Source organism: Perlabentimonas gracilis (genome assembly GCF_011174675.1).
In the GTDB taxonomy this organism is placed as follows: Bacteria; Bacteroidota; Bacteroidia; order Bacteroidales; family Tenuifilaceae; genus Perlabentimonas; species Perlabentimonas gracilis.
In genome coordinates this window covers 1-12,540 of record NZ_JAANIG010000006.1, presented here as the reverse complement: position 1 = coordinate 12,540, position 12,540 = coordinate 1, and the positions used below count along the sequence as shown (strand labels likewise).

Below are 12,540 nucleotides of genomic sequence, written 5' to 3'. Positions count from 1 at the left end.
TTTTAGCTATTATCTCTCCATAAAAAACCTATGTGCTCCAAGGCCTATGTTTATGAACCAGACAAATTGTGTTTGATTTAACCTAAAAAGCTTTACTCCTTTATGCACCTAACACTCGATCCATAATTTTTAGCATTACGGAAAGTGCTGACCATTTCGGAGCCATTTACCTTTATCTCAATATAACGAGCTGCTCCATCGTCGTATGAGGTAGCAGTCCACCAAAGTTCCACAGCTCCAACCTGTTGAAAACTCCCGCTCTGATCCCTAAATCCTGCAGGCAATCCTCCAAAATTAAAACGATCATCGCCACTGTTTGTGGCATTAAAATTCCAACGTGGGTGTTCGGAAACATCACACTCTCCGCCACTTGGATGACCCAATTGACGACAAGACTTCAACTGATTACCCACCTGATTGGGATCAACACTGGAGACATAGTTTCCAAGCGCATCCCAGTCGCTTATTGTTGCTACACGCCAGCCAGTGGGGCACAAACCACGCTCATCATCCACCGCATACCAGTTATAAAGAGCTCCATAGGCATCTAGCACCTCCTGCTCTGAACTTAGGCCTGATATACTGGCAAAAGAATATACACCGTAAACACCTGTTGTAGCCGATGCCCAGTCAGTATCTTTAACTATTGGATCACCATTACTATAATGTGTGGTCTTAAGGTTCTCCCTTATCCAGCACTGTCCCCCTATATAAACTGTGTTATAAACATTATCATCGTAATCGGTAACGGTGGGTGCATCTGGGCAGGGATCACCATCCTCAACAGAGGATAGAGATTCAAAGTTGGCCACCAGCGTTACATCGCCCTCGGGCATAGTGTAGGTGTAGCTGGCACTGGTGCTTACCTCGGAGCCATCGAGCGTCCAGTTAACAAATTGGTAGCCCGCCTCGGGAGTGGCCACAAGGGAAACGCCATCACCTGCCTCATAGCTACCTGCACCGGTGGCCGTGCCTGTACCCACAGGGTTGATGCTGATGTCTAGGGTGTACTGCGTGGCGGGAATCTCCTCGAAGTTGGCCACAAGGGTTACGTCACCGTCGGGCATGGTGTACGTGAAGCTTGCGTTGGTGCTTACCTCGGAGCCTTCGAGCGTCCAGTTCACAAATTGGTAGCCCGCCTCGGGAGTGGCCAAAAGGGAAACGCCATCACCTGCCTCATAGCTGCCTGCACCGGTGGCCGTGCCTGTACCCACAGGGTTGATGCTGATGCTTAGGCTGTACTGCGTGGCGGGAATCTCCTCGAAGTTGGCCACCAGCGTTACATCGCCCTCGGGCATGGTGTACGTGTAGCTTGCGTTGGTGCTTACTTCGGAGCCATCGAGCGTCCAGTTAACAAATTGGTAGCCCACCTCAGGAGTGGCCAAAAGGTCAACTCCCTCACCTGCCTCATAGCTACCTGCACCGGTGGCGGTGCCTGTGCCCACAGGATTAATGCTGATGCTTAGGGTGTACTGCGTGGTGGGTATTTCCTCGAAGTTGGCCACCAGCGTTACATCGCCTTCGGGCATGGTGTACGTGTAGCTCGCGCTGGTGCTTACCTCGGAGCCTTCGAGCGTCCAGTTCACAAATTGGTAGCCCGCCTCGGGGGTGGCCACAAGGGCAACGCCATCACCTGCCTCATAGCTGCCTGCACCGGTGGCGGTGCCTGTGCCCACAGGATTAATGCTGATGCTTAGGGTGTACTGCGTGGCGGGAATCTCCTCGAAGTTGGCCACTAACGTTACATCGCCTTCGGGCATGGTGTACGTGTAGCTGGCGCTGGTGCTCACCTCGGAGCCATCGAGCGTCCAGTTAACAAATTGGTAGCCTGCCTCGGGGGTGGCCACAAGGGCAACGCCATCACCTGCCTCATAGCTGCCTGCACCGGTGGCGGTGCCTGTGCCTAGTGGATTAACATCTAGGGTAAGGCTATATAGAATTACCTCCTTAGTAGTTTCGAATTGCAATTCACTTCCATATGTAGTACCCACACTATTTGTTGCATAGGCACGCACATAGTAAATTGTTTCTGAATTTAAACCCGTAAGGTTACTAATAAAAGAGCCACTACCTACACCATCAGAAGTAATGCCATCATTTGTGTCGATGGTGGGATTGGGGTTAGTACTCCAAACCACTCCTCGTGAAGTGATTTGTGCTGCACCATTGGAAACTATCTCGCCACCCGATTTTGCCACCTCAAATGTTATATCTGTAACATCAACAGTATTCACTATGGGCAAACTAGCAGTTAATGGGATATCTAACTTTTTCTGAATCCCATAGGCTGTGCCTGCAGCATTGGTTGCGTAAGCACTTACCCAGTAGGTTTGGCCAGCAGTAAACGCTTCAACTATTTGAGAGAATTCGCCTACACCTGATCCACCAGACACCTGACCCAAGTTATTTTCAAGCGTTGGATTGTGTGTTGCATTCCAAACCACTCCCCTGTCGGTTACCGAAAGGCCGCCATTGGAGGAGACGACCCCACCTAAAATAGCCGATGTTATTGTTATATCAGTTGGAACAGCTGTGGTAACCTGAGGAACCTGAGCATCGGGATCATCTCCCTTAATACAACGAACTGAGAGCCCCATCTCTTTGGGGTATAACGACCTGCTCATACCACGATGTGAATGCAAAAGAGTTCTAACCCACACATGATTGTCGTTGCTCACTGTGGAACTCCACAAGTACGCCCAGCCCCCCAAATTGGCAAAGCCATCAGCAATTGTAAGGGCACCTGCTGGCAGAACACCAAATCCATAGTCGTCTGTTCCAAACCTACTAACATGGGCATCCCAACGAGGATGCTCGCTAACATCAAACACACCACCTAGCGGGGAGTTAACTTGGCGTCGTGATTTTAATTTACCGCCTACGGAATTATTATTACCCCAAGCTGTAGCATCAATAAATAACACTAGCCTTTGCCAGTCGTCATCGGTGGGGACACGCCAACCAGCTGGGCAAAGCCCACGGCTATCGGCAACGGCATACCAGTTATATAGCTTACCGTACAGGGCATCATTGGAGGGATTATTCTCGTAGTTAGCCCAGATGCCTTCTGCAGCAACCTTCCACTGATCTAACTCCATGTTGGTTAGGATATCTTCCCCATTCCGATACTTACTTACCCTAAGGTTTTCAATCATCCATTCCTGGTCTCCAACGACCTGTGTTTGGTACACATTCCCATCAATGTCGGTTACAGTTTGTCCAACAACAAAGGATGTAGTCAGAAACAGTAAGGAAACTACTTGTAGAGTAATCTTTTTCATACAGCTTATAGATTTGGATAATGCATACAAATTTAACAAAAATGCTTTACGGTATGTGCTGATGCTAAGGATTCTATATTTATTTTGGAAATTGAAAACAGAAAATCATTTTTAGATCCATCAATACTGATGTTTAACGACTCTAAAAAACAAGATGTTACACAGAAGTAAAGTAATTGTAAATCCGGGTCGATAATTGCATAAAGAAAACAGTCAATTGCAAAAAAACAATTGACTGTTAACACCTTTATTTACCAAAAGTATAAGTTAATCTCTCGGCAAGCGAACCAAATCTAAAAAACCTGGAGCAAAAACCCTTACCTATTTGCTAAATTCCAGATACCGAGAAACAACATTTGCGATGCATCTTCCATAATCTCGGGTGTAATGGTTAGTTCAGGCTTATCGTTGGGGTGGTGGTAGTTTACAGGCTTTACCCGCTCGGTAGTCCCAACGCTAACGGCACTATATCCAGCCTTTAAAAAAACTGCGGCATCGCTACGTGGTCGGGTGCGTGGCATTCGTGCTGGCGAGGAGGAAAAACTTCGGTGTATAAAGTCGTTATTGGCCTTCGAAAATGCCTCAAGAATATGTGGGTAACTTTCGGCACCCCATAGAGCCAGTCCCTTGCCATTACCCACCATATCGAGGTTGATAAAGCATACCGTTTTTTCTTTAGGAATTGTAGGATTATTCACAAAGTAGGTGCTGCCAATAAGCCCTGTTTCCTCGGCTCCAATAAAGAAAAAGGCAACTGATCGTTTTGGCTTTTCGGGTAGCTGGGCAAGCGCTCTGGCAACCTCCATGATGTTGGCTACACCGGTTGCATTATCGAGAGCACTTGGCAATAAAACACCTGGATTCCCTTGTCCATCGAGGTGGGCTCCAATTAGGATAACCTCATCCTTTAGTAAAGGGTCACTACCCTCAACAATGCCGAGCACATTGCTGGTAATAGTTTGTGGGTGATGGGTTGTTTCGGCAACAATTCGTGCATTCTTCTTAAGGTTCATCGAGGCAGGTTTCATCGTTTCATGAATCCTATTCCTTAGCGCACCATACTCCTTGCCGATTCCAAAAAACAGATCCTTCACCATTTCATCGCCAATATGAGCATATACCATTCCGGGTTGAAAAGGGATACTGGGGTTTGCAATGGTTCCAATGTAGAGTACTCCTGCGGCACCTTTCTCAAGGGCATTCTTAAACTTATACTGATGTAGGCTGTATGGCACCCATTTCTCCACATCGGGGTGATCGCTTTTGGCTGGCGATTCGGAGGCAAACACCACAATCTTCCCCTTTACATCAATCCCCTTGTAATCGTCGTAGCCCAGCTCAGGGGCCGATATTCCAAACCCAACAAAAACCACCTCGCCCTCAACAACGCCCGAGTCGGAATTTGATCCAGGGAAAAACTGATCGGGTATGGAGTAAGGTTTCGTTATGGAATCTCCCTTCTGCATAATTACCAGTTCAACCCCGCCGGGTGAGTGAACCTCGGTGTAGGGCCAAGGATACTTTTGGTAATAACTATTATCAACACCTGCAGGCTGCACACCCCACTGCGATAGGTGATCGACAACCCAGCTGGCAATTAAGTTATACCCTTCAGATCCAGCGCCACGCCCCTCATACTTAGGCAAGCACATTTCATACACATAGTCCATTAGCCTGTGGCTCGATATGCTGTGAGCAGCATCAATTACCTCCTTGGGATATTCCTGAGCAGCTAGCCGAAGGGAAAGCACCGATAGTGTTATTGCTGCAATTAAAACAAGTTGTCTCATTTGTTAAGTTTTATATTTTAGATTCCTTTTAGCAAAAAGGGTTTACCTAACATACGATTGATAATCGATATATAAAAAGTTGGACAGCATAATTCCTGACAAAAAACCTGTGCTAACAAAACGAGAATGAAGTTAAAGTCTTTTAAATACTCACCTAATACACCGTAAAGCAAAAGCTACAGAAACCAACATAAATGTCTCATATTTACAGTGTTTCAGCAAATTACTCTTTAGATATCCTCAATGATCAATACACGCTGCTTGTTGAATATACAATTTTTAAAATCTAAGTTTGTATAGCCGTGTTAGTGAAACTATGGCTTAAGAAGAAAAGAACAGTAAAAATCATAACCAATGAGTTTAAAATATTTGCTACAACATACAGCTAGCGTGGTGCTATTTACCTTAACCACAACCATACTGCATGCTCAGGAAATAACCGGTTTTGTTGCCGACGACAAGGGAGAACCTGCAATAGGTGCAACGGTATACTTTGACGGAACTACCATTGGCACCACAACAAATGCCAGTGGATACTTCAGCATAAACCCTAAAGCCACTATTAATTCAGCGCTGGTGGTTAGCTATATGGGCTACGAAACAGTTGTAATATCCAATCCGTTCGAAACCAAAGTACATAGCATTACGCTAACCCCAAAACCCCTATCAATACGAGAGGTGACAATTGTTAGCGATCCGTTTACCCATGAGGAGATGTTGAAGGCTTTTAAAAGGGAATTTCTGGGGACAAACTGGGCCGGAAAGCGCTGTAATATACTTAACGAGGAGGATATTGAACTATTTTACGATTATGGCACCAACAGGCTCGAAGCCCGATCGCTAAAACCGCTCCTAATTGACAACAGGTTTTTGGGTTATATGGTTAATTTTGATCTTGTTGACTTCTACATTAAGTTTAACAAAAGAACGCTCAAGAAGGAATTTATGCATAGCAGCCTATTCCTAGGCACCTCGCTTTTTACCAAATACCAAGCAATGAACAGACGCCATGCGAGACGCCGCGATGATAGCTACAAGGGCTCCCAGCTTAACTTTTTCAGAGATCTTTCCCAAATGAAGTGGGGAAAGGAAGGGTTCATTCTATTTTCTGGCAGCTACCCAACATTACCCAGCAGGGCTTTTGAAGTAAAGGACACATTGGGACTAAAAATGGTAACCCTACTTCCCAACCCAGACGCTCCAAAAATCCGCGGTGTTGACGGCAAGGAGATTATACCATCCGCGAGAACATTCAACCTGCTATACAATAATAAACACCAATCAATGGTAAAATTTTCCACCACAAAGTTCTTTATCGATTCGCACGGGAACAACTCACATCCTCATCAAATATCATTTGGAGGGGATATGGGGAAACGTCGTTTTGGCAACTTGCTCCCCTTGGATTACAATAAGTAAAAACCCTATATAAATTCGGCTCTTTTCACTACCTTTGCGCTGAAAAATACAGCAATGATAACCACCGACCAAATAAAAGAACTTTTTAAGCGCACCGATGCGCTGAGGAGGCATCTTTGACATCGACAGCAGAATAGTACGCCTTGAGGAAGAGGAGCAAAAATCGCAGGATCCCACGTTCTGGGATAACCCCACCGAAGCCGAAAAGCAGCTAAAAGTTATTGCCGACATCAAGAATTGGATCACCTCGTATAACGAGGCCAAAAGTGCGGTGGACGACCTACAGGTTATTTTCGACTTCTGCAAGGATGGTGAAGGTTCTGAGGATGAAGTTACCCATCAGTATCAGCTGGCACTATCGAAAATTGACGATTTGGAGATGATGAATATGCTGCGCCATGAGGAGGACAAGCTGGGCGCCATACTTAAAATAAACTCGGGAGCAGGAGGTATTGATAGCATGGACTGGGCCGAGATGCTCATGCGCATGTACCTCCGATGGGGTGAACGCAATGGTTTTAAAACCACGCTAATGGAGATGCTTGAGGGCGATGAGGCTGGTATAAAATCGGCTACCATTGAGTTCGAAGGTGAGTTGGCCTACGGGTTTCTTAAGGGCGAAAATGGGGTTCACCGCTTGGTACGCATCTCACCTTTTAACTCCAACGGCAAGCGCCATACATCATTCGCATCTGTTTTTGTTGCCCCAGCAATTGACGACACCATTGAGATAACGGTAAACCCAGCGGATATTAAGTGGGACACCTACCGCTCATCGGGTGCAGGTGGGCAGAATGTGAACAAAGTGGAAACTGGAGTAAGGCTTCACCATATACCCTCTGGAATTGTGGTTGAAAACACCGAAACCCGGTCGCAGCACAACAACCGTGAAAATGCAATGCGATTGCTTAAATCACATCTTTATGAGATTGAACTGCGCAAACGTAAGGAGAAGCAGGCCGAAGTAGAGGGCAAAAAGCTGAAGATTGAATGGGGCTCGCAAATACGCAACTACGTGCTACACCCATACAAGCTGGTTAAGGATGTTCGCACAGGCCATGAAACAGGCAATGTGCAGGACGTGCTCGATGGCGAAATCCAAAGCTTTATAAAAGAGTACCTAATGCAGTTTGGGGCAGAGTACTAGCCAACTCCTCATTCTTACATTGCAGAGCAGGGAGGTTGGATTTTAGCAGAAGTATCCACCAATTCATTATGCTCACACCCCCCTCACTAAGCCAAACAACTTATTATCTGCAGATTGCAATCATAACACATTAAAACAAAGCTATCTCATAAAACATTGTAGCAATGCTGATTGTTACTGGCCGTAATCTATGCTAGTGGTAACATATACATTTTTTTTACAAGTTTAACCATCAGTTTATCAATAAGCTTTAGTTTGAGCAAACGAAAAAGATTCAAAAAACTGGTCTAAAAATTTGTGATTGTTACACATGGCAATTAATTTCGGCTAGTATAAAAAACCATAATTCTTAACCTAATCTTAAATCAACTAACATGATTGGAAACCCAATGTTTTGGTTAGTCCCAGTAGCCTCCATTTTGGCATTAACTTTTGCCTGGAGGTTCTTTGCCCAGATGATGAAGGCAGACGAAGGGACCGACACGATGAAGAAGATTGCTGCCCATGTACGTAAGGGTGCAAGTGCCTACCTTAGGCAGCAGTACAAAATTGTAATCATTGTGTTTGTGGTAATAACCATAATCTTTTCAATTTTAGCCTATGGCCTAGGTGTCCAAAACCCTTGGGTGCCATTTGCTTTTATAACCGGAGGTGCATTCTCGGGTTTGGCAGGCTTCTTTGGCATGAAGGCTGCCACTTTTGCATCAGCTCGCGTTGCCAATGCTTGCAGAAACTCGCTCGATGCTGGTCTTCGTCTTGCATTCAGGAGCGGTGCAGTAATGGGACTTGTTGTGGTGGGCCTCGTTCTACTCGACATCTCCATTTGGTTTATCGTACTAAACTACTTTATCCCCGAGATGGATGGTGGCTACAAGCTCATGACCATTACCGCGGTGATGCTAACCTTTGGTATGGGTGCTTCAACCCAGGCGCTGTTTGCCCGTGTGGGTGGTGGAATTTACACCAAGGCAGCCGATGTTGGTGCCGATCTTGTAGGAAAAGTAGAAGCCAATATCCCTGAGGATGACCCACGTAACCCCGCGACTATTGCCGATAACGTAGGCGATAACGTAGGCGATGTTGCTGGCATGGGTGCCGACCTTTTCGAGTCGTTTGCAGCGTCAATTCTTGCTTCGGCACTACTAGGTGCAGCCGCATACATCAACAATCCAGACCTTCAGAATAATGCCGTTATAGCCCCTATGCTTATTGCTGCTGTTGGAACAATACTATCTATCCTTGGCGTGTTCCTTGTGCGCACCAAGGAGGGTGCTACCCAAAAACAGCTGCTAAAGTCGTTGGGATTTGGTGTAAATATAAGCGCAATTCTAATTGTAATTGCCTCCTTCTTCATTCTCAAATTTTTAGGCTTGCCTCTGGGAATTTGGGGATCGATTATAGTTGGACTTACCGCAGGTATTGCCATCGGGCAATCGACCGAGTACTTTACCGCATCGGCATACCGCCCAACTCAAAAGATTGCTGAGTCGAGCAGCACAGGACCAGCAACCGTAATTATTAGTGGAGTTGGAACAGGCCTTATATCTGCAGCAGTTCCACTAGGCATAATAGTAATTGCCATTACGCTAGCCTTTGGTTTTGCCACGGGTTTTACCTTTGGCGCAGACAGCCTAAACTTTGGCCTTTACGGAATTGGTATTGCTGCCGTTGGAATGCTATCGACCCTGGGAATAACACTCGCCACCGATGCGTATGGCCCCATTGCCGACAACGCAGGGGGTAATGCCGAGATGAGCGCCCTAGGCCCAGAGGTTCGCAAACGTACCGATGCACTAGACGCCCTTGGAAACACCACAGCTGCAACTGGCAAAGGATTTGCCATTGGTAGCGCTGCGCTTACAGCGCTGGCTTTGCTTGCTTCGTATTTCGAGGAGATTAGGATGATGTTCGTGAAGTTCCTCGACAGGCCAGACGAGCTGATTAATGGGGTGAAAGCAGTTGATGCCCAATTCATCGATTTTGTTCAGCACTACGAGATACACCTTATGAACCCCATGGTAATAGTAGGTATTTTCCTTGGAGTTATGGCCGTATTCCTCTTTAGCGGTATGACTATGAATGCCGTGGGTCGTGCTGCACAAAAGATGGTTGACGAGGTTCGCCGTCAGTTCCGCGATATCCCTGGCATTATGGAGGGAAAAGCAGAACCCGACTACGCCCGTTGTGTTGAAATATCGACCAAAGGTGCACAGCGCGAAATGTTAACCCCATCGCTTATTGCGCTTCTTATCCCTGTAGTTGTGGGTATAGTGTTTGGTGTTCCCGGCATTGCAGGTCTACTGTTGGGAACTATCTCCAGCGGATTTGCACTTGCCATTTTCATGGCCAATGCCGGTGGTGCTTGGGATAACGCTAAGAAGTACGTTGAGGAGGGCCATATGGGCGGCAAAGGATCGGATGCACACAAGGCAACCGTAATTGGCGATACCGTTGGAGATCCATTTAAGGACACATCGGGACCCAGCCTTAACATCCTTATTAAGCTTATGGTTATGGCCTCGGTAGTAACAGTTGGCGTGGCTGTATCGTACCATATCCTGTAACAAATCGACTGAAAGTTTTACTGAGAGCCGGGCATTCCCCGGCTCTTTTTTATTGCATTGACTTTTACAAACGATTAGTGTACATTTGTTTGGTAAACCTTACAACAATGAGAAAATACTTAACTATTATCACGGTATGCGCACTGGCCATTGCCACGTCGTGCACCACTCACTACTTTCCCGAGCCACAACCGATCGATGCCAAGTCGATAAACGAAATGCCAAAATCAATAATTGGGCAGTGGGACAAACCTGAAGAGAATGAGATTCACATAATTGACAAAACCTCATGGATAAGCATAAGCACCGACTCCCTTGGCAATCAAACCACCAAAAGGGAATACGTAATCTCCGATAGCCTGATTGTAAAAAAGGTTGATAAGTTCTACTTTATCAATATGCTTGAAGATGATAGCTACTGGCAGGTTTTTCTTGGATTCAAGGAAGGAAACAGTTTCCTAATCAAGGGCTTAGGCAGTGCTGACACCCTGACCCTGAAGTCATCGCTTGGGCTAACCCCCGACTCAACAGCCGAGTCGAACGAGCTGTACTACAAGCAAAACCTCTCCAAAAAGCAGATGAAGAAGCTAGTTAAGGACGGTGGGTTTGCAGACACACTAATGGTTTTTGATTTGAAAAACAGAACCCTAAGCAATTAAGCTTAACCTTACGGCACTATCACACCAACAATTAGCACATCATCAATCTGGTCAAAAGCTCCTTGCCACCCATCGAGAGTATCTTCAAGCGCTTGCTTTTGTTCATCTGGAGGCAACCCGTCCAAACTAGCAAGCAAATGCTTAAATGGTTTGGTCATAAACTTTCGCCCATCGGGGCCACCAAACTGGTCGACAAAGCCATCGGAGAAGATGTAAAGATTGTCGCCAGGCAATAAATCAATTGTATGAGACGTAAAGCCAATATCCTGCTTAGGATGCACGCCTACAGGCATCTTATCGGCCTTATACTCGATTAATTCACCCTTACGGATAATATACAATGGATTATAGGCACCCGAGTACTCAACCTGACTCAGGTCCTTGTTGTAAACACACACGGCCATATCCATTCCATCGCGGGCCTCACCATCCTTGCCGGTTTGCCATAGGGTGGTAATTATTTTTTGCCGAAGATTTTCGAGAATCTGTGATGAGCTTACAATGCCCTCAACGTTCACAATGTCGTTGATAAAGGACACCCCCATCATGCTCATGAATGCCCCGGGCACACCATGGCCTGTACAATCGGCTGCTACAACAACAATTTTATTATCCTTTTCACCAATCCAGTAGAAATCGCCACTAACAATATCGCGAGGACGAAACACAATAAAATAATTGGGCAGTATACAGCTAACAATTTCTTTAGATGGCATAACAGCCGATTGTATCTTGCGGGCGTAAGCTATACTTTGTGTAATCTCGTCGTTCTGCTTGTATATCTGGTCGCGCTGTAGCTCAATCTCATCTCGCTGAGCCTCTATCTCCTCCTTTTGAGACAGTATCTCCTGGTTGTATACCTCCAAGTTGTCGCGCTGCTTCTTAAGGGTTTCCTTTTGCTCCTCTATTGTTCTGGTACGTTCACGAACCTTTTGTTCCAACATCTCCTTATCGCGCTTAAGGCTCCTTTCGCGCACCTTTACAATTATCAGAAATAGAACTAGCACACAAACACCGCACAGCACAAAAAACCATATTGTTTGCCAAAAAGGTGGTTTTATCTGGATACTAAAGTCGAGGGTTGGGCTAACTATCCCAAGAACATCTTTTGCCCTAACCAAAACGGTATACCTGCCCGGCGGAAGGAAAGGAAAATCCATAGATGGATCGCTGCTCCACTGCGTCCAACCATCCATTAGCCCTTTAATTTGATATTGGAAAGACACAGCCCCCTCCTTAACATACGACGGTGCACTTACCCTAATGCTAAGGGCATTATTGGAGTAGGTTAGCTCAACATTGCTATACCCTAAAAGGCTGCCCTCCCTATCTTTTATGCTCTTGAAAAAGATACCCAAATCATTATCTCGAGGGCCTTGGTTAGATAGGTTAATCTTATACACATGCCTAAAATCATCCACCACAATTAGGCATGAATCGCTTTGGTAATGGATGTACTGAGGGTTCTCCAGCAGATTTAAATAGTTTTTGGTAGCCTGCAACTCAGCGGTAACAGATGATGGAATATCCCAAATTCCATCATGCTTAAACCATGTGTAGTCCGATTGATTGAATATGATATATATTAGCCCCAATTAAAACCGAGCAGAAAAATTGCTAAATTTCTGACGGTATGAAAAAGAACAGTTACTGGACATCAAAGCGAAAAGCTGAAGTAGT

General features: G+C 45.8%; 7 protein-coding genes. 4 read left to right on the top strand and 3 right to left on the bottom strand.

From position 1 onward, the window contains the following. Positions 1-92: 92 nt before the first annotated feature. Both G8O23_RS04095 and G8O23_RS04090 read right to left on the bottom strand, forming a co-directional pair. Positions 93-3,281 (bottom strand): InlB B-repeat-containing protein, encoded by a 3,189-nt coding sequence (locus tag G8O23_RS04095; RefSeq protein WP_166362052.1) that lies wholly within the window; start codon positions 3,279-3,281, stop codon positions 93-95. Positions 3,282-3,598: 317 nt separating this feature from the next. Beyond that, positions 3,599-5,071 carry a M28 family peptidase gene (locus G8O23_RS04090; protein ID WP_166362050.1) on the bottom strand — a complete coding sequence of 491 codons (1,473 nt, stop codon included), beginning with the start codon at positions 5,069-5,071 and terminating at the stop codon, positions 3,599-3,601. A 354-nt stretch (positions 5,072-5,425) separates the two neighbouring features. Between G8O23_RS04090 and G8O23_RS04085 the strand changes: the two genes are divergently transcribed. From G8O23_RS04085 to G8O23_RS04070, 4 genes are all read left to right on the top strand, one after another. Further along, positions 5,426-6,490: a carboxypeptidase-like regulatory domain-containing protein gene (locus G8O23_RS04085; RefSeq protein ID WP_166362048.1), complete on the top strand. Its 1,065-nt coding sequence runs from the start codon at positions 5,426-5,428 to the stop codon at positions 6,488-6,490. 54 nt (positions 6,491-6,544) lie between these two features. Next, a protein-coding gene (gene prfB / locus G8O23_RS04080; protein WP_166362046.1) for a peptide chain release factor 2 occupies positions 6,545-7,637 on the top strand; the annotation gives its coding sequence in 2 pieces (ribosomal slippage) (positions 6,545-6,607 and positions 6,609-7,637; 1,092 coding nt in all). 374 nt (positions 7,638-8,011) lie between these two features. Then, complete coding sequence (locus G8O23_RS04075) at positions 8,012-10,201, top strand: sodium-translocating pyrophosphatase (protein WP_166362044.1); 2,190 nt, start codon at positions 8,012-8,014, stop codon at positions 10,199-10,201. Between the two features lie 107 nt (positions 10,202-10,308). Beyond that, the gene (locus G8O23_RS04070) at positions 10,309-10,860 is read left to right on the top strand and encodes a hypothetical protein (RefSeq protein ID WP_166362042.1); all 552 of its coding nucleotides are present in this window, start codon (positions 10,309-10,311) and stop codon (positions 10,858-10,860) included. Positions 10,861-10,868: 8 nt separating this feature from the next. Here the strand turns inward: G8O23_RS04070 and G8O23_RS04065 are convergent, their stop codons facing one another. Continuing rightward, on the bottom strand, positions 10,869-12,455 hold the full coding sequence (locus G8O23_RS04065; protein ID WP_166362040.1) for a SpoIIE family protein phosphatase: 1,587 nt from the start codon (positions 12,453-12,455) through the stop codon (positions 10,869-10,871). Between the last annotated feature and the right edge of the window lie 85 nt (positions 12,456-12,540).

Bases quoted from the DNA above. Each gene is read 5' to 3' on its own strand.
- G8O23_RS04085 (WP_166362048.1), top strand. From the start codon at position 5,426: ATGAGTTTAAAATATTTGCTACAACATACAGCTAGCGTGGTGCTATTT.
- G8O23_RS04090 (WP_166362050.1), bottom strand. From the start codon at position 5,071: ATGAGACAACTTGTTTTAATTGCAGCAATAACACTATCGGTGCTTTCC.
- G8O23_RS04075 (WP_166362044.1), top strand. From the start codon at position 8,012: ATGATTGGAAACCCAATGTTTTGGTTAGTCCCAGTAGCCTCCATTTTG.
- G8O23_RS04070 (WP_166362042.1), top strand. From the start codon at position 10,309: ATGAGAAAATACTTAACTATTATCACGGTATGCGCACTGGCCATTGCC.
- G8O23_RS04095 (WP_166362052.1), bottom strand. From the start codon at position 3,281: ATGAAAAAGATTACTCTACAAGTAGTTTCCTTACTGTTTCTGACTACA.